Origin of the sequence: Nocardiopsis sp. RV163 (assembly GCF_001029525.1) — a bacterium.
GTDB classification, from domain to species: Bacteria; Actinomycetota; Actinomycetes; order Streptosporangiales; family Streptosporangiaceae; genus Nocardiopsis; species Nocardiopsis dassonvillei.
The window spans coordinates 1-25837 of sequence record NZ_LEKI01000012.1; the positions used below are offsets into that span (position 1 = coordinate 1).

Annotated in this window: 22 protein-coding genes, 4 tRNA genes and 1 pseudogene; 6 read left to right on the forward strand and 21 right to left on the reverse strand. The window is 72.2% G+C overall.

Translation table 11 applies throughout. The features are described from left to right. From ABD54_RS03990 to ABD54_RS04035, 10 genes are all read right to left on the reverse strand, one after another. The coding region (locus tag ABD54_RS03990) for a cytochrome P450 (RefSeq protein WP_047868104.1) at positions 1-1163 on the reverse strand (1163 nt) is incomplete at its 3' end. 260 nt (positions 1164-1423) lie between these two features. Next, positions 1424-3718, reverse strand: coding sequence for a cation-translocating P-type ATPase (locus ABD54_RS03995; RefSeq protein ID WP_047868057.1), 2295 nt, complete (start codon positions 3716-3718; stop codon positions 1424-1426). Positions 3719-3895: 177 nt separating this feature from the next. Then, positions 3896-4111 carry a heavy-metal-associated domain-containing protein gene (locus ABD54_RS04000; RefSeq protein WP_047868058.1) on the reverse strand — a complete coding sequence of 72 codons (216 nt, stop codon included), beginning with the start codon at positions 4109-4111 and terminating at the stop codon, positions 3896-3898. A gap of 361 nt (positions 4112-4472) precedes the next feature. Continuing rightward, positions 4473-5072 (reverse strand): GNAT family N-acetyltransferase, encoded by a 600-nt coding sequence (locus ABD54_RS04005; RefSeq protein ID WP_047868059.1) that lies wholly within the window; start codon positions 5070-5072, stop codon positions 4473-4475. Positions 5073-5327: 255 nt separating this feature from the next. Beyond that, entirely contained in the window at positions 5328-6821 is a 1494-nt protein-coding gene (locus tag ABD54_RS04010; RefSeq protein WP_047868060.1) for a sodium:alanine symporter family protein, read from the reverse strand. 164 nt (positions 6822-6985) lie between these two features. Then, complete coding sequence (locus ABD54_RS04015; protein ID WP_047868061.1) at positions 6986-7273, reverse strand: GNAT family N-acetyltransferase; 288 nt, start codon at positions 7271-7273, stop codon at positions 6986-6988. A gap of 166 nt (positions 7274-7439) precedes the next feature. Beyond that, entirely contained in the window at positions 7440-8192 is a 753-nt protein-coding gene (narI, locus tag ABD54_RS04020) for a respiratory nitrate reductase subunit gamma (RefSeq protein WP_047868062.1), read from the reverse strand. Continuing rightward, on the reverse strand, positions 8189-8923 hold the full coding sequence (narJ, locus tag ABD54_RS04025; protein ID WP_047868063.1) for a nitrate reductase molybdenum cofactor assembly chaperone: 735 nt from the start codon (positions 8921-8923) through the stop codon (positions 8189-8191). The genes narI and narJ overlap by 4 nt, the downstream gene beginning before the upstream one ends. Continuing rightward, positions 8920-10686 (reverse strand): nitrate reductase subunit beta, encoded by a 1767-nt coding sequence (gene narH, locus ABD54_RS04030; protein WP_047868064.1) that lies wholly within the window; start codon positions 10684-10686, stop codon positions 8920-8922. The genes narJ and narH overlap by 4 nt, the downstream gene beginning before the upstream one ends. After that, positions 10686-14363 (reverse strand): nitrate reductase subunit alpha, encoded by a 3678-nt coding sequence (locus ABD54_RS04035; RefSeq protein WP_047868065.1) that lies wholly within the window; start codon positions 14361-14363, stop codon positions 10686-10688. Before ABD54_RS04035 ends, narH begins: the two co-directional genes overlap by 1 nt. Before the next feature lie 162 nt (positions 14364-14525). Here ABD54_RS04035 and ABD54_RS26980 point away from each other — a divergent pair. Then, positions 14526-15287: pseudogene (locus ABD54_RS26980) on the forward strand (nitrate/nitrite transporter); the annotation flags it as partial. 43 nt (positions 15288-15330) lie between these two features. On the opposite strand, the gene ABD54_RS04045 reads toward ABD54_RS26980, so the two are convergent. Then, entirely contained in the window at positions 15331-16062 is a 732-nt protein-coding gene (locus ABD54_RS04045) for an rRNA methyltransferase (protein WP_047868067.1), read from the reverse strand. Between the two features lie 82 nt (positions 16063-16144). After that, a tRNA-Asp gene (locus ABD54_RS04050) sits at positions 16145-16219 on the reverse strand. Positions 16220-16315: 96 nt separating this feature from the next. Here ABD54_RS04050 and ABD54_RS04055 point away from each other — a divergent pair. Continuing rightward, the gene (locus ABD54_RS04055; RefSeq protein ID WP_047868105.1) at positions 16316-16732 is read left to right on the forward strand and encodes an RNA-binding S4 domain-containing protein; all 417 of its coding nucleotides are present in this window, start codon (positions 16316-16318) and stop codon (positions 16730-16732) included. 86 nt (positions 16733-16818) lie between these two features. Here ABD54_RS04055 and ABD54_RS04060 read toward each other — a convergent pair whose 3' ends face one another. The 6 genes from ABD54_RS04060 to ABD54_RS04085 all read right to left on the reverse strand — a co-directional run bounded on the left by ABD54_RS04060 (position 16819) and on the right by ABD54_RS04085 (position 20262). Beyond that, on the reverse strand, positions 16819-17616 hold the full coding sequence (locus ABD54_RS04060) for an alpha/beta fold hydrolase (protein WP_047868068.1): 798 nt from the start codon (positions 17614-17616) through the stop codon (positions 16819-16821). 110 nt (positions 17617-17726) lie between these two features. Continuing rightward, positions 17727-18101: a DUF6188 family protein gene (locus ABD54_RS04065; RefSeq protein WP_235431971.1), complete on the reverse strand. Its 375-nt coding sequence runs from the start codon at positions 18099-18101 to the stop codon at positions 17727-17729. A gap of 172 nt (positions 18102-18273) precedes the next feature. After that, positions 18274-18347, reverse strand: a tRNA-Phe gene (locus ABD54_RS04070). Positions 18348-18372: 25 nt separating this feature from the next. Next, positions 18373-18447, reverse strand: a tRNA-Asp gene (locus ABD54_RS04075). An 89-nt stretch (positions 18448-18536) separates the two neighbouring features. Next, a tRNA-Glu gene (locus ABD54_RS04080) sits at positions 18537-18609 on the reverse strand. Between the two features lie 96 nt (positions 18610-18705). Then, entirely contained in the window at positions 18706-20262 is a 1557-nt protein-coding gene (locus ABD54_RS04085; protein WP_047868106.1) for a metallophosphoesterase, read from the reverse strand. Positions 20263-20359: 97 nt separating this feature from the next. Here ABD54_RS04085 and ABD54_RS04090 point away from each other — a divergent pair, with 97 nt between their 5' ends. Next, positions 20360-20710: a metallopeptidase family protein gene (locus tag ABD54_RS04090; protein WP_047868070.1), complete on the forward strand. Its 351-nt coding sequence runs from the start codon at positions 20360-20362 to the stop codon at positions 20708-20710. 334 nt (positions 20711-21044) lie between these two features. Next, the gene (locus ABD54_RS04095) at positions 21045-22349 is read left to right on the forward strand and encodes an MFS transporter (RefSeq protein WP_047868071.1); all 1305 of its coding nucleotides are present in this window, start codon (positions 21045-21047) and stop codon (positions 22347-22349) included. A gap of 137 nt (positions 22350-22486) precedes the next feature. Here ABD54_RS04095 and ABD54_RS04100 read toward each other — a convergent pair whose 3' ends face one another. The 3 genes from ABD54_RS04100 to ABD54_RS04110 all read right to left on the reverse strand — a co-directional run bounded on the left by ABD54_RS04100 (position 22487) and on the right by ABD54_RS04110 (position 24148). Further along, positions 22487-22747, reverse strand: coding sequence for a PspC domain-containing protein (locus ABD54_RS04100; protein ID WP_047868072.1), 261 nt, complete (start codon positions 22745-22747; stop codon positions 22487-22489). A 273-nt stretch (positions 22748-23020) separates the two neighbouring features. Then, positions 23021-23635: a TetR/AcrR family transcriptional regulator gene (locus ABD54_RS04105; protein WP_047868073.1), complete on the reverse strand. Its 615-nt coding sequence runs from the start codon at positions 23633-23635 to the stop codon at positions 23021-23023. Positions 23636-23761: 126 nt separating this feature from the next. Further along, complete coding sequence (locus ABD54_RS04110; RefSeq protein ID WP_047868074.1) at positions 23762-24148, reverse strand: PPOX class F420-dependent oxidoreductase; 387 nt, start codon at positions 24146-24148, stop codon at positions 23762-23764. Between the two features lie 275 nt (positions 24149-24423). Here ABD54_RS04110 and ABD54_RS04115 point away from each other — a divergent pair, with 275 nt between their 5' ends. Beyond that, positions 24424-24918: a GbsR/MarR family transcriptional regulator gene (locus ABD54_RS04115; protein ID WP_047868075.1), complete on the forward strand. Its 495-nt coding sequence runs from the start codon at positions 24424-24426 to the stop codon at positions 24916-24918. Next, positions 24915-25787 (forward strand): alpha/beta fold hydrolase, encoded by an 873-nt coding sequence (locus tag ABD54_RS04120; protein WP_047868076.1) that lies wholly within the window; start codon positions 24915-24917, stop codon positions 25785-25787. The genes ABD54_RS04115 and ABD54_RS04120 overlap by 4 nt, the downstream gene beginning before the upstream one ends. The last annotated feature ends 50 nt before the right edge of the window (positions 25788-25837 follow it).

Sequence of the window (25837 nt, forward strand, 5' to 3'; positions counted from 1 at the left end):
GCCTCCTCGGGCCCGCTGGGCGGGGGCTCCCGCGGGGTGAACTCGACGGGGAGCCGGACGGGGGACCAGGACAGGGCCGACAGCCGCCAGCGCAGCCGGTCGGGCGGCACGGCCAGGCGCAGCCCGGGCAGGCGGGTGAGCAGGACACGCACCGCGACGGCGACGACGGTGGTCGCCTCCTCGATGGCGGGGCACCGGTGCGGCCCCGCTCCCCAGGCCACGTGCGCCCGGTTGGCGGTCTCCTCCATCCGTTCGGCGTTCTCCAGGGCGAAGAAGCGGTTCGCGGCGGCGAAGGCCATCAGCACGGGGGTCCCGGCCACGATCACCCGGCCGTCGGCGAGGGGCACGTCCACGCGCGGGTAGAGAACGGGGAAGTTGGTGATCGGCGGGTCCCGCCACAGCACGCGGTCGAGGGTCTCGGCCAGGGAAGCCTCTGAGGGCGGGGGCGTGCCGGGCCCGGAGGGGCCGGTCAGGCAGGCGCGCAGGACCGCGTCGATCAGGTGCGCGGTCGGCTCGTTGGCGGCGGCGACCAGCAGGAGCTGCATGACCGCCTCCTCGTCGCTGAGGGCGGCGCGGTGCCGGATCATCCGCGTCGTGAGGTCGTCCGCGGGTTCGCGGCGCCTGGCCGCCACCGCCTCCGACAGCACCCGCTCGGCCTCCGCGCCGGACCTGTGCGCGTCCACGCCGAGCCACAGGTCTCGCACGGCGGCGGCGAAGCGCGCGCCCTGGTCCTCGTCGAGGCCGAAGAGGTCGTTCATGACCAGCGACGGCAGCACGCGCGCGTACTCGCCGAGGAGTTCGGCCCGCCCCCGCGCGCAGAACTGGTCGATCAGCCGGTCGGCGTAGCGGCTGGCGGTCCGGCGCAGGCGTTCGGCGCCGACGCCGCCGAGGACGTCGGTGACGACCCCTCGGTAGCGCTCGTGCTCCGCGCCGTCGACGTACAGGGCGCTGGCCCGGGGGGCCAGCATCGGCACCAGAGCGGAGCCCGGGCCGACCCGCCCCTCGGTGAGGTCGCGCCACAGCCTGGGGTCGTGGCTGAACGCGGTGGTGTCCCGGGACCAGGAGATGAGGGTGGCGTAGTCGGTGACCAGCCACCCGTGCACGCCGGATTCGATCTCGACCGGGACCACGGGCCCGTGGTCGGCGCGCATCCGGGCGTACACGGAGTAGGGGTCGGGGTGCGGCTCGCCGCGGCGCAGCGCGGCTCGGGGACATCCGGAGGACACGGGTACCTCGGCTGGGGGATCGGGTACGGGCACGGCGTCGCGCAACCCTAGCGGCCCGCCCGGACGGGCGCGAGGCCCGCCCTCGCTTCCTCCGCCGGGGCGGAGGGCCCCTCGCGGCCGAGACGGCCTCCACGAACCGGGGGGAGGGGCGCGGACGCTCCCCGCGCCCCTCCCCCCGCCGTTCTCCGGCACGCCGGTCAGGAGGCCCGGTCGGCGGCCCCGTCCCCCGCCAGCGGGCGGAACCTGCGCAGCCGCTGGCTGTTGCTGACGACGAAGACGCTGGAGAAGGCCATGGCGGCTCCGGCGATCATGGGGTTGAGCAGCCCCGCCGCCGCCAGCGGGATCGCGGCCGCGTTGTAGGCGAAGGCCCAGAACAGGTTGCCCTTGATGGTGCCGAGGGTCCTGCGGGACAGTCGGATGGCGTCGGCGGCGGCGCGCAGGTCGCCGCGCACCAGGGTCAGGTCGCTGGCCTCGATGGCCGCGTCCGTCCCAGTGCCCATCGCCAGCCCCAGGTCCGCCTGGGCCAGGGCGGCGGCGTCGTTGACCCCGTCGCCGACCATCGCCACCGTGCGCCCCTCGCCCTGCAGCCGCTGCACGGCCTCGACCTTGTCGCGGGGCAGGACCTCGGCGATCACCTCGTCGATGCCGACCCGGTCGGCCACCGTACGGGCCACCGCGCGGTTGTCCCCGGTGAGCAGGATCGGGGTGAGCCCCAGCTCGCGGAACCTGCGGACGGCCTCGGCGCTGGTGGGCTTGACCGTGTCGGCCACCACCAGCACTCCCCGGACGCGGCCCTCCCAGCCCACCGCCACGGCGGTGCGGCCCTGCGCCTCGGCCTCGGCGAGGGCGGCGGCCAGCCGCTCGGGCAGGACGGCGCCGTCCTCCTCCAGCAGCGCGACCCGGCCGACGGCGACGGCACGGCCCCCGACCGTCCCCCGGACGCCCAGGCCCTCGGCGTTGGCGAAGTCCCCGGGGGACGGGAGCGGGCCCACGCGGTCGGCGGCCCCGGCCGCTACCGCCCGCGCGATGGGGTGCTCGGAGGCGTTCTCCAGGGCCCCGGCCAGGCGCAGGACCTCCTCCTCGTCCTCGCCCTCGGCGGTGGACACACCGGTCAGGGTCATCCGGCCGGTGGTGACGGTGCCGGTCTTGTCCAGCACGACCGTGTCCACGCGCCGGGTGTCCTCCAGCACCTCCGGGCCCTTGATGAGGATGCCCAGCTGGGCGCCGCGCCCGGTGCCCACCATCAGGGCCATGGGCGTGGCCAGGCCCAGGGCGCACGGGCAGGCGATGATGAGCACCGCGACCGCGGCGGTGAAGGCGGCCGGGGCGGACGCCCCCAGCACGAGCCAGACGACGAGCGTGGCGAGCGCGACGAGGATGGCGATCGGGACGAAGACGCCGGAGACGCGGTCGGCCAGGCGCTGGACCTCGGCCTTGCCGTTCTGGGCCTCCTCCACCAGGCGAGCCATCTGGGCGAGCTGGGTGTCCGAGCCGACCCGGGTGGCGCGCACGACGAGGCGCCCGCCCGCGTTGACGGTCGCGCCGACCACGGAGTCTCCGGGCCCGACCTCCACCGGCACCGACTCGCCGGTGAGCATGCTCACGTCCACGGCGGAGGTGCCCTCCTCCACCACGCCGTCGGTGGCCACCTTCTCCCCCGGCCTGACGAGGAAGCGGTCGCCGACGACGAGGCGGTCCACGGGCACCGGCTCCTGCCGGGAGTCCGCGCCGCGCAGGACGGTGGCCTCCCCGACCCCGAGTTCGAGCAGGGCGCGCAGGGCGGCGCCCGCCCGCCTCTTGGAGCGGGCCTCGAAGTACTTGCCGAGGAGGATGAAGGTGGTGACCCCGGCGGCCACCTCCAGGTAGATGTCGGCCGACCCGTCGCCGCGGGCGACGGTGAACTCGAAGGGGTGGGTCATCCCCGGCATGCCCGCGGTCCCGAGGAAGAGCGCGTACAGCGACCACAGGAACGCCGCCGACACCCCGAGGGAGACCAGCGTGTCCATGGTGGCGCTGCCCAGCCTGAGGTTCTTCCAGGCGGCGACGTGGAAGGGCAGCGCGCCCCAGACGACGACGGGCGCCGCCAGGGTCAGCGAGGCCCACTGCCAGTAGGTGAACTGCAGGGCGGGGATCATCGCCATCGCGATGACCGGCACCGACAGGACCGCGCTGACGGTCACCCGGTCGCGCAGCGCGCGGGCGGGGTCGGCGGGTTCCGCGGCGGCCTCGGCCGCCTCGGGTTCGGCCCGGGGGACGGTGGCGGTGTAGCCCGCCTTCTCGACCTGGGCGACGAGGTCCTCCACCGGGGTGGGCGCGCCGTCGAAGGAGACGCGGGCCCTCTCGGTGGCGAAGTTGACGGTGGCGGTGACCCCGTCGAGCTTGTTGAGCCGCTTCTCGACCCGGTTGGCGCAGGCGGCACAGGTCATGCCGCCGATGTCCAGTTCGACCGGTGCGGTGTCGGCCCGGCCCGCCGCGGCTGCGCTGCTGCTCATAGCCCTTCCTCGGTCCTCCGTGACGTCCCCGTGCTCTCGTGGACGGTCCTGTGCTCCGGTGCCGGAGGGCCCCGGAGCCCGGCGCGGTCGGGCGTCCCGCCCGTGCGCCGGAACTTCCCCGCGGGCCGGGGAGGGCGGTGCGCCGCTCCCGTCCGGACCGCGGGGCCGGTGTGCGCGTCAGCCGCGCACCTCGTATCCGGCCTCGTCGATGGCGGCGCGGACCGACGCGTCGTCGACCGGGCCGTCGCTGGTGACGGTCACCTTCTTGCTGTCGAGGTCGACCTTGACGTCGGTGACCCCCGCGACCCCGCCGACCTCCTCGGTGACGGAGTTGACGCAGTGTCCGCAGCTCATGCCGTCAACGGTGTAAACAGCGGTGCTGGTGGCAGCCATTTCGCCTCCTGGGGCATGTGTGCTGTACCGGCCCTCCTGGGGCCGGTCTCCGATGCACTCAACATACCCCTTGGGGGTATGATGCTGTCAAATGTCCGCCGAGCGCGCCGCCCGGGAAACGACGAAGGCCCCCGTACGCGACGCGCGGGGACCTCGGGCTGCGGCCACGGGGGCCGGGGAGGCGTTCGGCGCCCCGGCGGGCGGTCCGGATACCCTCCCCCCGTTCTCCGGGGGCGGCCCGTGTTCGGACCGGAGAGCGGGGCGGCGGGTGCACCGGACCGCGCGCGGCGGAGCTGCCGGAAGCTGGAAGGGGGACGGGGGGTGGGGACGGACCGGGAAAAGGGCGAAGAGGGGGCGGGTACTACTCGGTTTTGAGTTCCAGGCGGGCGACCACGCGTTCGCTCGCGTGGTGGTTGTTCAGCGTGAACCCGGCCCGCCGGAACATCTCCACCGTTCCCGTGTAGACCTCGGCGCTGGGCGCACGCCCTCCGGCGGTGTCCACCGGATAGGCCTCCAGGACACGGGCGCCGTTGGCCCGGGCGTACTCGATCGCCCCGTCCAGCAGGCGGCTGCCCAAACCGCGCCTGCGCCGACGGGGCGGGAGCCAGAAGCAGACCAGCGACCACACGCCGGGCTCGCGGGGGTCGGCCGGGCGCAGGGACCGCGACCGGGACAGCCGGATGAAGTCCTCCCGGGGGGCCACGGACACCCACCCGCAGGGGCCGCCCTCGTCGTAGGCGAGCAGGCCGGGCACCCGCCCGTCCAGGGTCAGGCGCCGCAGTTCCTCCTTGTTGTCCACACCGCGCTGGGAGCGGTCACAGGAGGTGCTCGCCGTGTGGTCCTTGGCCCGCCTCCGGAAGAAGGTGCACCAGCAGTGCCCGTAGGCTCCGGTCGGTCCGAACAGGTTCTCCAGGTCTTCCCACCGCTCGGCGGTGGCGGGCTCGATTGAGACGGTGGACATCGGACTCCCTCGACGAGACACACGGGCCGCCACAACTGTGATCCAGCACACTAGCGATTATTCGCCGTGACCGAAAGAACACAGATGCACTGAAAAGCCTTACCTGGTGGGTTCTGTAATCGAATGACCCCCTTGAAGACGCGGGTGGGGCGGGGGATGCGTACTCCCCCGCCCCACCCGCGGACGGCTCAGAACCCCGGCCGGAGCGCGGCACGGCTCGGGGCCCGGTGCGGCGCGGGCACAGTCCCGCGGCCCTCAGACCCGGTCGGCCTCCGCCGCCGCCTCCCTCTCCCTCGGCTCCCAGCACTCCACGCCGCGCAGGTCGGGCAGCCGGTCCCGCGTGAACACGGGGTCGATGCCCTGGCGCCGCTGGTCGTTGTAGTCCTTGAGCACCCGTGCCGCGATCGCGGCCAGCGGTGCGATGGCCACGAGGTTGATCAGCGCCATCATGCCCATGGTCGTGTCCGCCAGCGTCCAGACCAGGTCGATCGAGCCCAGCGAGCCGAGGAAGCTGGCCACGAGGAAGACGATCTTGTAGCCGAGCATGACGCGCCGGTCGGCGGTCAGGTACTCCACGTTCGACTCGCCGTAGTAGTAGTTGCCCAGCACCGACGTGAACGCGACCAGGAGGATGATCAGCGTCATCAGGTGCAGCGCCCAGGGGCCCAGCGCCTCGGTGACCGCGATCTGGGTGAGGTCGCCCTCCAGCTCGCGCTCGGAGCCGCCCTCGTAGCCGACGAGGATGATGAAGGCCGTGACGGAGCAGACCACGAGGGTGTCGAAGTAGACGCCGAGGGTCTGCACCAGGCCCTGCTTGGCGGGGTGGGTGACGGAGGCGCTGGCCGCGGCGTTGGGGGCGGACCCCAGGCCCGCCTCGTTGGAGAACATGCCCCGGCGCACGCCCTGGATGATCACCGTGCCCAGACCGGCGGCGGCGAACTCGCGGATGCCGAAGGCGTGCTCGAAGATGAGCGCGAACATGCCGGGGACGCGCTCGAAGTTCATCCCCACGATGATGAGGCCCATGATGAGGTAGATCAGCGCGAAGGCCGGGATCAGGGCCTGGGCGGTGTTGGCGATCCTGCGCACGCCGCCGAAGATCACCATCGCGGTCACCGCGACGAGCACGACCCCGACAGCGGCCGACAGCCCCAGGCCCGCGTCCACGTTCATGCTCTCGGCGGAGTTGGTGACGGCCCCGGCGATGGTGTTGCTCTGCACGGCGTTGAAGACCATCGGGAAGGTCAGGATGAGGACGACGGCGAAGAGTACGCCCATCCAGCGCTGGCCCAGGCCCTTCTCCATGTAGTAGGCCGGTCCGCCCCGGTAGCCGGTGGAGTCCCTGACCTTGTAGAGCTGGGCCAGGGTGGACTCGACGAAGCTGGCCGCGCACACCACGAGCGCCATCGCCCACATCCAGAAGACGGCGCCCGGGCCGCCCAGGGAGATGGCGACGGCCACGCCGACGATGTTGCCGGTGCCGATGCGGGCCGCGGCCGAGATCATGAACGCCTGGAGCGAGGAGACGGCCTTGCCCCCGTCGGGGGCGGTCTCGGGCTTGCTCTTGAGCACCCGGAACATCTCCGGGAGCATCCGGAACTGGACGGCTCCCGTCCGGACGGTGAGGTAGAGGCTCACCACCACGAGCAGCGGGATCAGGACCCAGGCCCAGAAGAAGTCGTTGTTGAACGTCGCGATGGCGTCGGTGAGGCGCGCGTCGAGGGTGGGTGCCGCGTCTGCGACTAACACGGGAGGGGCTCCTTTTGCTCCGGATAAGGACAACCGGTCCCACATACCCGTGAAGCATGCGTAATCACCATCCGGGACGCGCCGTGCCCGGATGGTGATGTCCCCGTTATCCGGGCCCCCGGTCGGCGGAGCCGCCCCGGAGGGCCCCGCGCGGAGCCGCCGGCTCAGCCCTCGTGGACCAGGTCCGCGTAGGACGGGTTCTTCTCCAGGTAGGCCCGGGCGAACGGGCAGATCGGGACGATCTTGAGCCCACGCGACCGGATGTGGTCCAGGGAGTCGCGCATGAGGCGGCTCGCCACACCCTTGCCCTCGAAGGAGGGGTCGACCTCCACGTGCGGCAGGGCGTACACGCCCTCGTCGATCAGGTGGTAGGCGGAGAACCCCACCACCGCCCCGTCCGCGCTCACCTCGTAGCGCGAGCGTTCCGGCACGTCGACGACCGTCAGGTCCATGGCACTCTCTCCCACTCCCCGTGTTCGCGCACACGGTGTGCGCGGGCCAATGACCACGTTCCCACACATAACCGCCGCGCACACCCCGGTCGCACGGTCACCGCCCGTGACCGGGGCGGACCGGGGGCCGGACCGCTCGCAGGACCGCGCCGCGCGGGCGGCCGGGTCACCAGCCCCGGCGGGCGGACCGCTCCGCCTGTCCCGCGGCGGTCGGGTACCGGTCCCGCGTGCGGTAGACGACGTAGGGACGGAAGAGGTAGCCGATCGGCGCGCTGAACGCGTGCACCAGGCGGGTGAAGGGCAGCAGGGCGAACAGCCCCAGGCCGACGAGGGCGTGCAGCTTGTACGGTGCCTCGGCGGCGGACATCGCCGCGACGTCGGGCTGGAGCACCCAGATGGAGCGGAACCACGGCGACACCGTCCGCCGGTAGTCCTGGGTTCGCCCGCCCGCCACCTCCACCCCGGCGAAGTAGGCGGTCATGCCCAGCCCGGTGACGATGGCCAGGACCAGCACCAGGTACATGAGCTTGTCGTTGCGCGTGGTGGCGCTGAACACCGGACCCGTCGTGCGGCGGCGCCAGATCAGCAGGGCGATCCCGCCGAGCGTGCACACCCCCGCCACGAGCCCGAGCGACAGCGCGGTGACGTGGTAGACGGTGTCGGACACCCCCGCAGCCCGGGTCCAGCCCTCGGGTACGAGCAGTCCCACCGCGTGGCCGCCGATCACCAGGAGAAGGCCGGTGTGGAACAGCGGACTGCCGATCCGCAGCAGCCTGGACTCGTACAGCTCCGACGAGCGGGTCGTCCAGCCGAACCGGTCGTACCGGTACCGCCAGACGAGGCCGCCCACCACGAGGACGAGGACCGCGTAGGGCAGGACGCCCCACAGAAGCAGGTCGAGCGCGCCGTACCCGTTCACCGCTCCTCCCGTTCGTACCCGGGGGCCTCGGTCCGAGGCTGCGGCGCCCGCACGCCGTACGGCTCCAAGCCCACGTCCTCGGCGGGCGGCCCCTGGGCCGCGAGCCTGCGCACGGCCTCCAGGTCCCCGCGCTCCCGGGCGGGCAGGGTCATGCGGACCGCGTCCACGATCCGCGCGTAGGGCGTGCCGTGGTCGTGCAGGGTCCGGGCCATCAGGTCCAGGCCCGGCCGGAAGCGCAGCAGCAGGGCCTCGCCCGCGCGCGCGTCCCCCCGGGCCGCGAACTCCAGGACCACCGCCAGGTGGTCGGGCAGCTCGCGGTTCTCCACCCGCCACCCGGCCTCGGCGTATACGCGCTTGACCTCGGCCAGGGCGTGCCCCCTGCGGCGGGTGTCGCCGTCGGTGTAGTAGGTCATGTGCAGGGTCCGGCGCCTGCGCAGGTCGAACACGTCCACGTAGTGCTCGCACAGCTCCAGCTCGGAGACGGTGGAGGCGTGGTCGCAGAACTCCTGGAGCGCCGCGCGCACCCCTCCCCTCGGCAGTTCGGCGACCGCGCGGGCCACAAGCGGAAGGCGTTCGAAGAACGCCTGGTCGGGATAGCCGAGCAGGACCGAGGCGGCCTGGTGGGTGACCGCCACGCGGTGCGCCCGGCGGATGGCGCGCGCCTCCCCCAGCCACCCGGTGCCGCTCCTTACCGTCCCGCCCGCTCCGTCGGCGTCAGCGGTGGTGCTCATCCTCTCCCCCTCCTCGGCGGCGCGGACTCGCCGCCGCCGTCGTCGTCACCACCCCGTCGGGGTGGGAAGAGCCCTGCCGGGCGGCCGTTGCCGTCCCAGTTGAGGAGGTTGACCCTGCCGCTCGTGTCCGCCCGGGAGTCGCTGGTCTGGCGGGAGCGCAGGGCGTGGAAGTTCTCCACGGTCGCCGCCCGGGGCTGTCCGGAGGCCTCGCCGAAGGGCGCTCCCCCGCCCATGCCGCCCATGCCCGGACCGCCCTCGAAGTCGAGGCTGCACCCGATCTCGTCGATGACCCCGCGGTCGGCCTCGTCCACCCCGTATGCGGTGGGGACGACGTAGCGCTCGTCGTACTTGGCCAGGGCCAGGAGCCGGTACATGTCCTCGATCTCGGTGCCGGTCATCCCGACGGAGGCGGCGATGGAGCCGTCGCGCTCCCGGCCCAGGTTGATCCGGCGCATGTACGAGCGCATCGCCGCGAGCCGCCGCAGGGCCAGCTCCACGGGGCCGGTGTCGCCCGCGGTGAACAGCTCGGCCAGGTACTCGACCGGGATGCGCAGGGTGTCGATGGCGGCGAAGAGGTTGTCGGCGTCCTCTCCGTCGTGCCCGGTGGAGGAGAGCGCGTCCACCACCGGCGACAGCGGCGGAACGTACCAGACCATCGGCATCGTGCGGTACTCCGGGTGCAGCGGCAGCGCCACCCGCAAGCGCTTGGCCAGCGCGTAGACCGGCGAACGGGCGGCCGACTCCACCCAGCGGTCGGGGATGCCGTCGCGTCGGGCCGCGGCGCGCACCGCCGGGTCGGAGGGGTCGAGGAACACGTCGAGCTGGGCGCGGTACAGGTCCCTCTCGTCCGCCACCGACGCCGCCTCGCGGACCCGGTCGGCGTCGTAGAGGACCACTCCCAGGTAGCGCAGCCGCCCCACGCACGTCTCGGAGCAGACGGTGGGCATGCCCACCTCGACCCGCGGGTAGCAGAACGTGCACTTCTCGGCCTTGCCCGTCTTGTGGTTGAAGTAGACCTTCTTGTAGGGGCAGCCGGTGACACACATGCGCCAGCCCCGGCAGCGGTCCTGGTCGACCAGGACGATGCCGTCCTCGACCCGCTTGTACAGGGCGCCGCTGGGGCAGGCCGCCACGCACGACGGGTTGAGGCAGTGCTCGCAGATGCGCGGCAGGTAGAACATGAAGGTCTCCTCGAAGGAGAACCGCACCTTGTCGCCGAGCCTGCGCACGATCGGGTCCCGCCGGGTCAGCTCGGGTCCGCCGCCGAGGTCGTCGTCCCAGTTGGCGCTCCAGCTGACCTTCATGGGCTCGCCGGTGAGCGCCGACCGGGGCTCGGCCACCGGGAAGTCGTCGCCCAGGGGCGCGTTGGTCAGCGTCTCGTAGTCGTAGGTCCAGGGCTCGTAGTAGTCCTGGAGGGAGGGCATGACCGGGTTGGCGAAGATGGTCGCCAGCCGCTTGAGCCGCCCGCCCGCGCGGGGCTTGAGCCGCCCCCTGGCGTCGAGGACCCAGCCCCCCTTCCAGCGCTCCTGGTCCTGGTAGGTGCGCGGGTAGCCCTGGCCGGGCCTCGTCTCGACGTTGTTGAACCACACGTACTCGACGCCGCCGCGGTTGGTCCAGGCCTGTTTGCAGGTGACCGAGCACGTGTGGCAGCCGATGCACTTGTCCAGGTTCATCACCATGGCGACCTGCGCCATGACCCTGCCGACCGGCCGCTCCCCTCCGGAGCCGCCGGCCCCGCCCCCGCCGCCGTGGGCCCGTGCCATCAGTAACGCACCTCCGTGGTCCGCTTGCGCACGACGGTGACCTCGTCGCGCTGGTTGCCGGTCGGGCCGAGGTAGTTGAAGGCGTAGGAGAGCTGCGCGTAGCCGCCGATGAGGTGGGTGGGCTTGACCAGCAGGCGCGTGAGCGAGTTGTGGATGCCGCCGCGCCTGCCGGTGGTCTCGGACTTGGGCACGTCGATGGTGCGCTCCTGGGCGTGGTACATGTACACGGTTCCGGCGGGCATCCGGTGCGAGACCACCAGCCGCGCCACCACCACGCCGTTGCGGTTGACCGCCTCAACCCAGTCGTTGTCGGCGGCGCCGATCGCCTCGGCGTCTGCGGGGCTCATCCAGATCGTGGGACCGCCGCGGGAGAGGGTCTGGAGCAGCAGGTTGTCCTGGTACTCGGAGTGGATCGACCACTTGGAGTGCGGGGTCAGGTAGCGCACGACCACTTCGCGCTGGCCGGTCGGGCCGAGGCGGGGCTCGCCGAACAGGCGGCTGATGTCGAGCGGCGGCCGGTAGACGGGCAGGGCCTCGCCGAACTCGTGCATCCAGTCGTGGTCGAGGTAGAAGTGCTGGCGGCCGGTGAGGGTGTGCCAGGGCTTGTCGTGCTCGACGTTGACGGTGAACGGCGAGTACCGGCGGTCGGGGGCCTCCTTGCCCGACCACTCCGGGCTGGAGCCCAGCGTCGTGGGGCCCCGGCTCGCGTCGGAGAAGACCACACGGCGCTCGGCGGCCCGGTGGATCAGCTCGTCCATGTCGGTGCCGGTGCGCTCGGCCAGGAGTCGGAAGCCCTGCGCGGCCAGACGGCCGTTGCTGGTGCCGGACAGCGCCAGGATCATCTCGCAGGCCTTGACGTCGGTGTCCAGGGAGGGGCGGCCGTCGGCGACCCCGCCCCGGACGGCGCCGTTGCGCCGGCGCAGCCACTCCACCTCCTGGTCCGGGGTGAAGGACACGCCCTTGACCGGCAGCCCCTTGGCCTCGGCCAGCGGTCCCAGGGCGGCCAGCTTCTGCGCGACCTCGGAGTAGTTGCGGCGCACGGGCACGACGGCGGGCATGGTCCGGCCGGGGACGGGCCGCGCGCCGTCCGCCTTCCAGTCCGGCGGGACGCCGTGCGGCTGGGCCAGCTCGCCGGGGGTGTCGTGCTGGTGGGGCACGGCCACCAGGTCGGTGACCTCGTCCAGGTGGTCGGCGGCCAGCGCGCTGAACGCCTTCGCCAGGGCGTGGAAGGCGTCGAAGTCGGTGCGGGTCTCCCAGGGCGGGTCGATGGCCGGGTTGAACGAGTGCACGTAGGGGTGCATGTCCGTGGTGGACAGGTCGTACTTCTCGTACCAGGTCGCGGCTGGCAGCACGACGTCGGACAGCAGGGTCGTGCTGGTCATCCGGAAGTCGATGGACAGCAGCAGGTCGAGCTTGCCCTCGGGGTCCTCCTCGCGCCAGGTGACGTCGGCGGGCCGGTCCGCGGGCCCGGCGGGCTCGGCCATCAGGTTGGAGCGCGTGCCGAGCAGGTGCTTGAGGAAGTACTCGTTGCCCTTGGCCGAGGAGCCGAACAGGTTGGACCGCCACACGGTGAGCACCCGGGGCCAGTTGGCGGGGGCGTCCGGGTCCTCGGCCGCGAAGCGCAGGTCACCGCTGTGGAGCTGGTCGGCGACGTACTCCGCGGGGTCCTGCCCGCGCTCGCGCGCCTCGCGTCCCAGCTCGGTCGGGTTGCGGTCGAAGGTCGGGTAGGAGGGCATCCACCCCATGCGGGCCGAGGCGGCGACCAGGTCGGCGGTGTGCTGGCCGCGCACCCGTCCCGGACCGAGCGGCGAGGCGAGGGCGTCGGCGCGGTAGGTGTCGTAACGCCACTGGTCGGTGTGCAGGTACCAGTAGGAGGTCCCGGCCATGAAGCGCTGCGGCCGGGTCCAGTCCGCGGCGGAGGCGAACGCGGCCCAGCCGGAGGAGGTGCGGCACTTCTCCTGGCCGACGTAGTGGGCCCAGCCGCCGCCGTTGACGCCCTGGCAGCCGGTGAGCAGCAGCAGGGACAGGAAGGCGCGGTAGGCGTTCTCGCCGTGGAACCACTGGTTGGTGCCGGCGCCGAGGATGATCATGGCCCGGCCGCCGGACTCCTCGGCGGTGGCGGCGAACTCGCGGGCGATGCGGGCCGCACGGTCGGCGGGGACCCCGGTGAGTTCGGCCTGCCAGGCCGGCGTGCAGGGCTCGGCGGCGTCGTCGTAGCCGGTGGGCCAGGTGCCGGGCAGGTCGTGCCGGTGCACACCGTAGTGGGCCAGGACCAGGTCGAAGACGGTGGTGACGAGGCGTCCGCCGACCCTGCGGACCGGAACGCCGCGGGTGAGGACCCCTGCCGTGCCGCCGGGGGTGTCGAAGCGGTTCAGGGCGACCTCGGCGGCCTCCCCGCCCTCCGCGTAGAGGGTGAGGGCGGGGACGCGGCCCTCCAGGTCCAGGTTCCACCGCCCGGCCCCGGCCCCGCCCCAGCGGTGGCCGACGGTGCCGTTGGGCGCGACGGGCGCGTCCTCGCCCTCGGGCCAGAACACCGGCTTCCACTCGGCGTTCTCCCCCGTGTCCCCCAGGTCGGAGGCGGTGAGGAACTTGCCGGGGACGAGGCGGCCTCCGCGGCTGTCCAGGGCCACCAGGAACGGCAGGTCGGTGTAGCGGCGCACGTAGTCGTCGAAGCGCGGCGTGGTGCGGTCGACGAACCGCTCCTTGAGGATCACGTGCCCCATGGCCATCGCCAGGGCCCCGTCCGTGCCCGGGTGGGGCGCCAGCCACTCGTCGGCGAACTTGGTGGCGTCGCTGTAGTCCGGGGAGACGACCACCACCTTCTGGCCCCGGTAGCGGGCCTCGGCCATCCAGTGGGCGTCGGGGGTGCGGGTGACGGGGACGTTGGAACCCCACAGCACCAGGTAGGCGGCGTCCCACCAGTCACCGGACTCGGGGACGTCGGTCTGGTCGCCGAACACCTGCGGCGAGGCCACGGGCAGGTCTGCGTACCAGTCGTAGAAGGACAGCATGGAGCCGCCGAGCAGGTTCACGAACCGCGCGCCCACGCCGTGGGAGACCATCGACATCGCGGGGATCGGCGAGAACCCGGCGACGCGGTCCGGTCCGTACCTGCGGATGGTGAGCACGTGCGCGGCGGCGGCGATCTCCAGGGCCTCGTCCCAGGTGATCCGGACCAGCCCGCCCTTGCCCCGGGCCCGCTGGTAGCGGGCGCGCCTGTCGGGGTCGGTGGTGATCTCCTCCCAGGCCGCCACCGGGTCGCCCAGACGGGCGCGCGCCTCGCGGTACATCCGCACGAGGACGCCGCGCGCGTAGGGGTAGCGGACGCGGGTGGGCGAATAGGTGTACCAGGAGAAGGCGGCGCCGCGCGGGCATCCGCGCGGTTCGTATTCGGGGCGGTCCGGGCCGACCGACGGGTAGTCGGTGGCCTGCGTTTCCCAGGTGATGATTCCGTCCTTGACGTAGACGTCCCAGGAACACGAACCCGTGCAGTTAACGCCGTGCGTGGAACGGACCACGCGGTCGTGGCTCCACCGGTCGCGGTAGAAGGAGTCGCCCCGGCGGCCGCCCTTCCTGACCTGGGCGCGGTCGCCGTCCAGAGGCTCGGAGCGGGTGAGGTGGTTGCCCAGCGCGAGGAGGGCGTTCCCCGCGCCTCCTTTTTTGCTTTCCGCCGCCATACGGACAACACCCCGTTTACCGTTCCTTGGCCCCGAGCGGGGACACCGGGCCAGAACCCGCTGCATTCCGCCAACAAATATGCCTTCTCCGGCGCGAGAAATGCGCATCCCACACCGGATCGGGTGACAATCGCCTGGAACGGCGGAGGAAGGAATGCGCATATGCGCACGGAATCGGGAAAAAGGGTGTCGCACCGCGGCACGGCGGGCGGCAACCTCGCGCTGGCCACGGCGGCGTTCACGCTCACCTTCTGGGCGTGGAACCTCATCGGGCCCCTGTCGCGCACCTACACCGAGAACCTGGGGCTGACACCCACGCAGACCTCGGTCCTGGTGGCCTTCCCGGTGCTGGTGGGGGCGTTGGGGCGCATCCCCGTGGGCGCGCTGACCGACCGCTACGGCGGGCGGCTGATGTTCACGGTCCTGTGCTTCGCGAGCATCGTGCCGACGTTCCTGGTGGGCGTCTCGGGCGACTCCTACGGAATGCTGCTGCTGTGGGGCTTCGTCCTCGGTGTCGCGGGCACGTCGTTCGCGGTCGGCATCCCGTTCGTGAACGCCTGGTACCCGGCGAACCGGCGCGGGTTCGCGACGGGCGTGTTCGGCGCGGGGATGGGCGGCACCGCCCTGTCGTCCTTCCTCACCCCCTGGCTGGTGGACACGGTGGGGTTGTTCACCACCCACCTGCTGCTGTGCGCGGCGCTGGCGGCCATGGGCGTGGTGACGTGGCTGGTGTGCCGGGACTCCCCGGAGTGGCGGCCGCGCACGGAGCCCGCCCTGCCGCGCATGGGAGCGGCCGTGCGGCTGCGGGCGACCTGGCAGGCGTCGCTGCTGTACGCGGTCGCCTTCGGCGGTTTCGTGGCCTTCTCGACCTACCTGCCGACGCTGCTGACGCTGGCCTACGACTACGGGCAGACCGCCGCGGGTCAGGAACCCGTTGTCACACCGGCAACGGTTCCGGCGGCCCGGCTCAGTGCGCGATGTCGCGGGCGCGCACCAGCACCGCGGCCCGGTTGCCCACCTTCACCCGCTCCAGCGCGCGCACGCCCTCGGGCAGGGCGACCCGCCGGGTGCGGGCGGTCACCACCACGACGGCGTGGTCGGGCAGCGCCCGGCCCAGGGAGGCCAGCAGCCCCCGCATCGGCTCCCCGGCGCCGCCGGGGACGTCCCCCTCCCACCTGGTCATCTCGCCGTAGGGCACGTCCGTCACCACCAGGTCGGCTGCCACGTCCTCTTCCAGGGAGAATACGTCGGCCACGGCCGCCTCGTGGGGCAGGTCGCCTCCCTGCGCGGCCAGCCCCGCCGCCAGGTCCCGGGCGGCCTCGGCGCGCTCCACGAAGGCCACGCGGCCGAAGTCGCGGGCGGAGCGGCGCAGCTCATCCTCGCGTTCGGTGAGCCCCTCGGCGTTCAGCAGCCGCAGGTTGCGCGCGGCCAGGGCGACCGCGTCGGCGTCCACGTCGGTGGCGCGGACGCCGGTGAGCAGGTCGCGGTGGAGCAGGCCCAGCACCGTCGCCAGGTACCCGCTGCCGCAGCACGGGTCCCACAGGCGGACGGGCTCCCCTCCGGTGTGCACCATCGCGCGCTGGAACAGCTCACTGGCCAGCCGCACCGGAAAGCCCGGAAAGCCCGGCGCGGACCGCAGCACGTGTCCGCTAGCCAGGGCCGAGTGGTCGGTCCGCTCGACGGCGTACCGGTAACCCAAGGTCCCTCATGCCCTTCTGTGTCCGTGTCGGCCGCAGAACGCCGAAAGCCCGGTGTCTTTTCGACACCGGGCCTCCATCATGCGGTCCTGACGGGATTTGAACCCGCGGCCTCCACCTTGACAGGGTGGCGAGCACTCCTAACTGCTCCACAGGACCTCGCTGCATGAACAACTCTAGCGCGACTCCGGAGTGCTTCGTACCGGCGGCCGCCTAGAGTGGCGGGAAACGCCCAGGAGAGTGGAGGGAACCGGCGTGAACGAGTTCTCGGCGCCCCTGCCGTCGGGCCCGGAGAGCACCCGGGTCGACCGCTGGCTGTGGGCCGTACGCCTCACCAAAACGCGCTCTGACGCGGCCCAGGCCTGCCGGGGCGGGCACGTGCGCGTCAACGACCGCCCGGCCAAGCCCGCCACCGCGGTCAAGGTCGGCGACGAGGTGCGGGTCCGGCTGCACGGGACCACGCGCACGGTCGATGTGGGCCATGTCATCGAGAAGCGCGTGAGCGCGCCGATCGCCGCGCGCTGCTACACCGACAGGACGCCGACGCCTCCTCCGCAGGCGACCGCTCCCGTCATCCGGCGCGACCGGGGTGCCGGAAGGCCGACCAAGCGCGACCGCCGCATGCTGGACAGGCTGCGCAGCGACTTCCCGCCGGGCCCGCCCGCTCCGTAGCGCGCGGTCGGCGGTACCGGTCATCGGGAGCGGCTGCGCCCAGGTCTCGGACCCCGCCGACCGGTCCCGTCCTTCGACGCCGCCGGTCAGTCCCGCGCGGGGAGCGGGTGCTCCGCCAGGAAGTCCAGCACCTCGCGCGTGGCCTTGGCCGCGTCCTCGTGCAGGTAGCCGTGGCGCATGCCCGGCAGGACCAGCAGTCGGGCGTCGGGGACGCGTTCCGCCAGCAGGGCGGCGTTGCCGACCGGGGTGAGGACGTCGTCCTCACCGTGCACGACCAGGGTCGGCGCCTGGACGGAGGGCAGCAGGTCCCACCCGTCGTAGCCCGCGCTGGCGCCGAAGTGCAGGCGCTGGGCGCGCAGCGGCCCGCGCGGCAGGACGCGGTCGACCGTGTCGGGGTGGGCCGCGGCCCACTCGGGACCGTAGAAGAGTTCGGCGACCAGGTCGCGCCCCTCCGCCGTACTGGCCCGGCGCAGCGCGAGGGTGGCCGACCTCGGGCGTTCGACCTCGTTGCTCCCGCCCGGCGCGGTGGAGCCCAGCACGAGCGCGCCGAGGCGTCCGGGCCGGGTGGCCGCGAAGGTCTGTGCGACCTTCCCGCCCATGGAGAACCCGTAGACGTGCGTACGGGAGATGTCCAGGGCGTCCAGGACGGTGAGGGCGTCCTCCACGAACAGGCCGAAGGTGTAGGGCTCGTCCAGGGGCGCGTCGCTGCCGCCGGTCCCCCGGAAGTCCATCCGCACGACCCGGTGGCGCCGGGCCAGGTCGGCGTGCACCCCGTCCCACATCTCGTGGTCGAGGGACTGCCCGTTGAGGAGCAGGAGCGGGTCGCCCTGTCCGAGGGCGTCGTACCAGATACGGGTTCCGTCGGCTGCGGTCACGTGGCTCACGGGTCCGGACACTACCCGAGGAGCCCCGCGTGCGCCGTGGTCGGCGTCACCCCCCGCCCGGAGCGGGGCCGCGCCCTTCGAGGAGCCCGCGCCTCTGACGGTCAGCGCCGTCAGTCGGCTTCCCCGCCCGGACCCACCAGGACGGGGTCGGGTCCGACGCCGGTGAGACCCCACGACTCGTAGTCCGGGTCGGGGACGGCGCTCAGCCACGTACCGTCGTCGAAGACAAGGCGCAGGGTCCGGCGCCCGGTGATCCCGACTCCGGCGACGGTCCTGGCGAACAGGCCGAGCAACGGAGCCAGACAGGTACCGGTCCCCGGGGTCAGTGCGACCTGCCTTCCACCCGCGTCCGTCAGGGACAACGTGGTTTCGATGGCGAGTTCGCCGTCGAGACGGACCCGGCCGCCGGGGCCGTGACCGGTGAAGGTGATCCCGACCTGATGGTCGAAGGCCGTTCGCGTGACCTGGGTACCGATTAGCTCCACAGGGATCTTCACCGCGCCTCCGGCGGTGTGGGCAGGCGCTCGAACGTGGCCGCGCATTGGCCGTGGACACCCACCGGGGACCGCAGCCGTCCACCGACGACCACCGACCAACGCAAAGGCCCCGCCGCCTGCTTCCGCAGGTGGCGGGGCCTTTTCGCATGTCTGCCTGGAGTGGCTAGGGGCGGGGTCGAACCGCCGACCTTCCGCTTTTCAGGCGGACGCTCGTACCAACTGAGCTACCTAGCCGCACTCGCCGATCTCTCGGCGACGGCGGTCCTGACGGGATTTGAACCCGCGGCCTCCACCTTGACAGGGTGGCGAGCACTCCTAACTGCTCCACAGGACCTTGTTCGGTTGTCGCACCGGGCCTCAGGCCCTGTGCTCTCGCTGCGGTTCCCATTCTGCCAGATGTCCGGGAGTCCTCGAACCGCCTCGTACCCCCAACGGGATTCGAACCCGCGCTACCGCCTTGAAAGGGCGGCGTCCTAGGCCGCTAGACGATGGGGGCCCGTGTGACACGTCAAGCATAGGGGAGATTCGCAACCAACACCAAAGTGATAAGCGCGGCCGGTCGCCGCTTCCTCCACCTGCGGTGACGCACGGGTCAGGGAGTCCTCTGCCCGTCGCCGGCCTCCTCCTCGGCCTCCTCCTCGGTTTCCTCCTCCGGATCCTCGGAGGGTTCGCCCACCGGGCGCTGCGGGTCGGTCTCGATGTGTCGCTCGACCTGTGCCGACGTCAGCCCGACGCCGCCCAGGTCGATGTCGTCGCGGGCCTGGAGGCGCCCGGTCTCGGCGTCGAAGTACAGCACCGACGCCTGGTAGGGAGTCGGGCGGCCGGGGCCGTGGTCCAGTCCCCGCAGGCCGGCCCCTCCGGTGGACCCCTGTACGAGGAACCTGGTGCCCTGGTCGGTCAGTTCGGTGGACCTCAGGTGGTCGTCACCCGTCAGCACCAGCGGCACCACCCCGTCGAAGGCCTCCGCCTGCGTGCGCGTGTGCATGACGACCACGTCCACGTCCTCGCGGGAGTCCACCACCTTCTCGGCCTCCTCCTCGCCCCGGGCGGCCACCTCGGAGGCGTCGGGGTTGAGCCGGGTCGCGTCCGGGACGAAGCGGGGGTCCCCCGAACCGTAGAAGGTCAGGCCGCCCACCTCCTGGACCTCACCGTCCAGCACGACGGCGTTCTCCTGCGCCGCGACCGCGCGCTGCGTCCCCGTGGAGTCGTGTCTGCCGCGCACCCACACGTACGGCACGTCCAGATCGCCGATCTCCTCGGCGAACGCGTCCTCGGCGGCGCTCCCCCGGTCGGTGAGGTCTCCCGAGTCCACGACCATGTCAGCCCCGTACTGCTCCCGGAGCGTGCGGATGATGCTCCACGAGGCCGGGTTCAACTGGATGTCGGACACGTGCAGCACGGTGATGACGGACTCGTCCTTCTCGTACACGGGGAGGGTGGATGTCGCCTCGTAGATCATCGCGACGTTGCCGACCAGCCCCGCCAACTGCTCCTGGTACTGGCTGAACCGGCCCACCACCTCCTCCGCGCTGCCCACCACCTGCGGGGCGCCCGCGATCAGCCCGGTGTAGCGCGGCTCGGCGATGGCGCTGGGGTTGAAGGTGTTGGCCGCCACGGCCCCGGAGGCCACGAGCACTCCCAGCGACACCAGGGCGCTGGCCAGGGCCCGCCACACGTTGCGGAAGAGCAGCAGCCCCACCAGTGCCGCCCCCAGGGCCGCGGCGATCACCGCGCGCACCAGCAGGCCGATCACACCGGCGCGCAGGTCGGCGCCGATCCCCGCGGCCATGCGGTTGATCGCCTCGGGGTCGGCGAACACCTCCTCGGCCGCGGACAGCCGGATGTTGGAGATCCTCGCCTCCAGCTTGATCGGGGCGCTGTGGGTGTCGAAGGCCAACTGCCCCAGCGGGGCCACGTCGACGACCGTCTCACCCCGCCACTGGGGACTCAGGCTCATCGTGACGTCCGCGGGGCCGATGGGGGTGACCACCTGGCCGCCCAGGGCCAGGCCCAGCCAGCCGCCGACCAGGCCCGCCACGACGACGCACCCCCACCGCCACGCGCGGCCGGAGCGCAGCCGGTCGAAGGTGCCGCGGAGCCGTCGGAGGGCTCCGCGAAAGTCGTATCCGCGGATCGCTTCCCAAGACAACACACCCCCATCATGCCCCTCCGGGGGAAGCGTTCCCGTGTTTCCTCCCCTTCGAGAGTGTTATGTCGCTTCCGGCACGTCGCGGCGAGGCCGCACAATGGCAGGTGTGGTGGAACTGACGCGCAGGGACTTCGAGGAACTGGTCGCCGACGCCCTCGACCAGATACCGCCCGAGCTGGCACAGCTCATGGACAACGTGGTGATCACCGTCGAGGACGAGTCGCCGGAGGGACTGCTGGGCCTGTACGAGGGCATCCCGCTGACCGAGCGGGGCGACTCCTACTTCGGCGTGCTCCCGGACCAGATATTCATCTACCGGCGCAACATCTGCGCCTTCTGCGAGACTCCCCAGCAGGTGGTGGAGGAGGTGCTCGTGACAGTGGTCCACGAGATCGCCCACCACTTCGGAATCGACGACTCCCGTCTGACCGAGCTCGGCTGGGGCTGAGCCCGGTCCTCCCCCGGCCCCTCGCCCCAGGGCCGCGGCCTCCTTCGAACCACGCTTTTCGTCACTCTTCGCACATGTGGATCCACATTATGCTCATCGACAACATTCCGGGGCGGCAGCACGACTCCGCGCGCACGCGCCGCGAGCAGTGGAAACAATCCGTCCAAGGCGACCTGACAACATGGACGAATCCACCTGGCATTCCTTACCCACAGCAACGAATCAGACACGAATTTCCCCAAACGGCTTGCGACGAAGCTCACCATCCGGAACTGTTGGTTATTGGGACACGACACAGAGTGATTACAACCCTGTAACAGTAAGGGAGTGCCGGGTGGCCAATCCGCGCCTCGACAACACACCTGACAACGGAGACCACGAGCCTTCGAGCGCCCCCGACAACGACGACTGGCGGAGCAGCTACCGCGACGTCATGGCGATCGCCGAGTTCCGGTCCGTCTGGCTCGCCCACGCGCTCTCGGTGATCGGCACGAACCTGCTGAACATCGCCACCAGCGTGCTCGTCTTCCAGATCACCGGCTCCGCGCTGGCCGCGGGCGTCACCCTGGCCCTGACCTTCCTGCCCCCGGTCATCAGCCCGCTCATCTCCGGGCTCGCCGACCTCCTGCCGCGCCGCCGCGTCATGATCGCCTGCGACCTCGCGCGCGCGGCCGTGATCGTGCTCATCGGCATCCCCGGCATGCCGATCTGGGCCGTCTGGATACTGCTCTTCTGCTCGGTGGTGCCGTCGGTCCCCTTCGCCGCGGCCCGCGCCGCGATGATGGCCGAGATCGTCCAGGGCGAGCGCTACGTCGCCAGCACGGCCATCATCCAGCTCACCTCACAGCTGGGCATGCTCGCCGGACTGGTCGCCGGCGGCCTGATCGTCGCCGCCATCGGCCCGAACATCGCCGTGATGTCTACCGGCGTCCTCTTCGTGCTGTCCGCGCTCGTCGTGCTGCTGGGCGTGGCCGCGCGCCCGGCCCCCCGCGGGGAACGGTCGGACCGCCCGGGGTTCGTCGCGATGACCCGCGACGGGGCCAAGCTGGTCTTCGCCGACCGCAGGCTGCGCACCCTGGCCCTGCTCGCCTGGCTAGCCGGCCTGTACGGCATCCCCTACGGACTCGCCAACCCGATGGCCGAGGAGATCGGCGCCGGGGCGGCGGCGGCCGGGTTCATCATGGCGGGCTCGGCGATCGGCGGGTTCGTCGGCGGGTTCGTCCTGACCCGGTTCGTCCCGCCGCCCGTCCGCATGCGCCTGCTCGGCCCGCTGGCCGTACTGGCCTCGGCGCCGCTGCTGCTGTGGCTGACCGAACCGCCGCTGTGGCTGATGGTGTCCGCCCTCGCGCTCTGCGGTGTGGCGGGTTCCTACCAGTTCGTGGCCAACGCGGCGTTCGTGCTGTGCGTGCCCAAGGAGGGCCGCAGTCTGGCCTTCGGCCTGGTCGCGGCCGGGCTCCAGGCCGCTCAGGGCGTGGGCATCCTGGTCGCCGGTTTCTTCGCCGAGAAGTTCGGCACCGGTGTCGTCATCGCCGCGGCCGGCGCCCTCGGCGTGGTCTGCGCGCTGCTCCTGGCCCTGCCGTGGACGCGGATGGCCGGTGAGACCATCGACCGGATGAACGCGACCGGGGACGGTGCCTAGGACCCCCGGCGCACCGTGCCCCTAGCGCTCCTCGCCGCACTCCGCGGGGGCTTCGCGGGTCTGGTCGACCTCGCGTTCCTCTCGCGGGGTGCGCAGCTCGCGTCGTTTCCAGCCCGGTTGTGCTCTGAGGGTCCACATCAGCTCTGGCTCGGCTTTCCCTGGAAGTTGCGGATGATCTGCTCCAGCAAGGAGCGCTTCTCGTTCTCGGCCGGCATGATCAGCCAGGCCAGGATGTAGACGAAGACGCCGCTGAACCCGAGGGCCGTCAGGACCACGAAGACCAGGCGGACCAGCGTGGAGTCGACGTTGAGGAACTCGGCGATCCCCCCGCAGACGCCGGCGAGGTAGCGGTCGCTCCCACTGCGTCGGAAGCGCTTGCTCTGGAAGTTCTGGTTCATGTCTCCACCCTGCCCGCTCCTGACGACGATTCCCATCCGGGACAGCCCTGGGCGGCCCCTGACATCCCCCCGAGCCCCCGGAGGGGCCGGGCACGGGGCGCCGACGCGCCCCGCGGGGATTGGACGCGGGCGGGGGTGCGCGGCGTTCCGGCCCTGCCCTGAGGCGTGGAGCACACCGGCACGCGCGGACCGTGCCGCCCGAGGCGGCGGGCCCGGCGGCCCGGCCGGGGTCCGGCCCCGGGGGTCGGGCGAGGGCTTGGGCGGAGGCCTCGGTCAGTCGGCGGGCCCGGGCCTCCCGTAGACCTCGCCCAGGAAGCGGAAGTCGGTGCGGAGGCTGGCGCGGACGTCCGACGCCTCCTCGTTCTCCGAGAAGCGCAGACGCCTCATGGTGTGGCGCATCACCGCCATGGCCGCCGCCGCGACCACGACCGAGCGGTCGTCCTCGGCGGGGACACCGGTCCGCTCGGCGATGGTGGCGGCGAGTTCCATCTCCACGGTGTGGAAGCGGGCGAGCATCCTGGGCACGAGCTGGGGCTCGCGGTCCATGAGCTGTTTGCGCAGGCGCATGTCGTCGCGCTGGGTGTCGAGGTCGTCGGTGCTGACCAGGAACGCGATCAGCATGGTGATGAGGTCCTCGACGAAGTCACCGGTGGGGCCGCCCTCCGCGAACTGCCTGCGCATGTCCTCGTCGGGGCGCCGCGGGACCTCTCCCAGGAGGGCGTCCTCCTTGGTGGCGAAGTAGTTGAAGAACGTCCGGGTGGAGACGTCGGCCTCGGCCGCGACCTCCTCGACGGTCACGTTCTCCAGGCCGCGCTCCAGCGTGAGGCGGACGGCCGCGTCCTGGAGGGCACGGCGCGTGGCCTGCTTCTTGCGTTCGCGAAGCCCCAATGGTCCTCTCCCGTACAAGGTCGATCCTTGCAGCCCATGCAAAGTTTCCCACAAGTATCCCCCGGGACGGCGACCGCGCGCGCCGGAGGGCGCGGCCCCGCCGGGAGAGGGGGCCGCGCCCGTGTGCTAGCGGCCGACGAAGCGCTCCGGCCGGACGCAGACGATGACGCGCTCCTCGTCGGGGTTGTCCCAGGGGTAGGGGGTTCCGAGGTACTTCTGCGCCATCTCGTTGATGAATGCCTTGTCCGGGTCCCCCTCCACCCGGTCGACCACGCCGCGGACCTCCACGTACATGTAGGGGTCGTCGGGGTCGGTGGCCGAGATCGAGATCCTGCCGTCGCGCCTGAGGTTCTGGAGCTTCTGCCGCGTCGTGGTCTGGCTGAACCTGAGGAACTCGCCGTCCCAGTCGATCCACACGGGGCTGGACTGGGGGGAGCCGTCCGGGCCGAGCGTGGCCACGTGCCCGAAGGCCGGTTTGCGCAGGACCGCCTGCTGCTTCTCCGAGAACGCCATGTCACTCCTTGTCGCCGGTTGACGCCGATGGCCTCGAGTACACCAACACGTCCCGCGGCGGAGGCGGCGACGCGCCCGAGGCGGACGGACCGTATCGGAGAACGGCCGGGAAACCGAGGACCGACCTGCGCCCCGGCGGCCCGGGGCCGCCGGGGAGGCCCCGGCCCCCGCCGCTTCCCGGCTTCTCCCGAAAGCCGCGGGCCGCCGAGGTCGTGCGCCTCCCCTGCGGCTTCCTCTCATTGCAGTAATTACTGCAACGGCTGTAATATCGTCGCATGAGCGAACCCCCGAGCGAACCCCCCGAGGACGAACTGGCCTTCGTCGACGAGGTCGCCGTGTTCTTCGAGCGCGAGGGCCTCCCACTGATCGCCGGGAGGGTCGTCGGCTGGCTGCTGATCTGCGATCCACCGGAACAGAGCGCCGCCCAGCTCGCGCGGACCCTCCAGGTCAGCCGAAGCTCCATCAGCAGCGCCACGCGCCTGCTCACCCCCAGCGGCCTGGTCGAGGGGGTGCGCAAGCGCGGACAGCGCCAGGAGTATTTCCGCGTCGCCGCGGACGGCTGGAGCCGGATGCTGGAGCGCCGGTACGCCCGAACGGCCGCTTTCCGCGAGGTCACCGAGCGCGGGCTCAGCATGCTCCGGGAGGCCCCGGAGGAGCGCCGCGAACGCCTGGCCAACGTCCACGAGCTCTACGGGTTCCTGGAGACCGAGCTGCCCCCGCTCTTCTCGCGCTGGCGGAGCGAACACGACGGGAGCGGTCGGCGCCCATGAGCTCTCCGCTGTCGGACCCCTTCCCCCGCGTCCGCGTCGAGCGGCCCGAGGGCGCCCTCAGCGTCATCACGGCGGGGCGGGGCACGAGCACGGTCCTGCTGCTGAGCGGGGCGGGCCTGGACAACGCGCTGCTGAGCTGGCGCCACATGATCCCGGCCCTGGCCGCCGACCACAGGGTCCTCGCCCTGGACTGGCCCAAGCAGGGGCACAGCAGGCCCTGGAACGGCACGGCCGACCACACCCGGATGCTGGAGTGCGTCACCGCGGTCCTGGACCGCTTCGAGGTCGAACGGGCCTCACTGGTGGGCCTGTCGCAGGGCGGGGCGATCGCCCTGGCCTACGCCATCGACCACCCCGACCGGATGGACCGGCTGGTCGCCATGGCTCCGGCCGGGATCATCTCGTTCCCTCCCCTGGTGCACCAGTTGCTGTGGCTGACGGCCAGGAGCCGCCTGCTCAACCGCACACTGCCCACGCGGCTGTTCCGCAGCCGCGAGGGGGTGGCCCGGTTCGCGCGCACCAGCCTGTTCGCGGGCCCGGTCGACGACTTCGACGACATCGTGGAGGAGATCATGCCCGAGGTACGGGCCAACGGCGCGGGCTCCTCCGACTGGCAGAACGCCTCCATCGGCCCGTGGCGGATGAACGTGGACCTGCGCCCCCGCCTGGGCGAGATCCGCTGCCCGACCCTGTTCGTCCAGGGGGGCGGGGACGTCGGCGTGCGCCCCCGGCACACCGTGGCCGCCGCACGGCGGGTCCCCCGGTCCCGCCTGGAGGTGCTGGGGGGCCACGGCCACTGGGTCAACCGGCAGTCCCCCGAGCGGGTCAACGCGCTGGTGCGCGACTTCCTCACCGGGGCGGGGGCCTGACCGGCCCGGCCGTGTCGAGGCGCGTTCCGCGCGGGGCTCCCGCTGGCCCG

What these genes read in the sequence shown, in the direction of transcription:
- narJ (WP_047868063.1), bottom strand. Translation starts at nt 8,923, where the DNA reads ATGAGCACCACCGCTGACGCCGACGGAGCGGGCGGGACGGTAAGGAGC.
- narH (WP_047868064.1), bottom strand. Translation starts at nt 10,686, where the DNA reads ATGGCACGGGCCCACGGCGGCGGGGGCGGGGCCGGCGGCTCCGGAGGG.
- ABD54_RS04115 (WP_047868075.1), top strand. Translation starts at nt 24,424, where the DNA reads ATGAGCGAACCCCCGAGCGAACCCCCCGAGGACGAACTGGCCTTCGTC.
- ABD54_RS04120 (WP_047868076.1), top strand. Translation starts at nt 24,915, where the DNA reads ATGAGCTCTCCGCTGTCGGACCCCTTCCCCCGCGTCCGCGTCGAGCGG.
- ABD54_RS04000 (WP_047868058.1), bottom strand. Translation starts at nt 4,111, where the DNA reads ATGGCTGCCACCAGCACCGCTGTTTACACCGTTGACGGCATGAGCTGC.
- ABD54_RS03995 (WP_047868057.1), bottom strand. Translation starts at nt 3,718, where the DNA reads ATGAGCAGCAGCGCAGCCGCGGCGGGCCGGGCCGACACCGCACCGGTC.
- ABD54_RS04005 (WP_047868059.1), bottom strand. Translation starts at nt 5,072, where the DNA reads ATGTCCACCGTCTCAATCGAGCCCGCCACCGCCGAGCGGTGGGAAGAC.
- ABD54_RS04110 (WP_047868074.1), bottom strand. Translation starts at nt 24,148, where the DNA reads ATGGCGTTCTCGGAGAAGCAGCAGGCGGTCCTGCGCAAACCGGCCTTC.
- ABD54_RS04090 (WP_047868070.1), top strand. Translation starts at nt 20,360, where the DNA reads ATGGCAGGTGTGGTGGAACTGACGCGCAGGGACTTCGAGGAACTGGTC.
- ABD54_RS04035 (WP_047868065.1), bottom strand. Translation starts at nt 14,363, where the DNA reads ATGGCGGCGGAAAGCAAAAAAGGAGGCGCGGGGAACGCCCTCCTCGCG.
- ABD54_RS04015 (WP_047868061.1), bottom strand. Translation starts at nt 7,273, where the DNA reads ATGGACCTGACGGTCGTCGACGTGCCGGAACGCTCGCGCTACGAGGTG.
- ABD54_RS04100 (WP_047868072.1), bottom strand. Translation starts at nt 22,747, where the DNA reads ATGAACCAGAACTTCCAGAGCAAGCGCTTCCGACGCAGTGGGAGCGAC.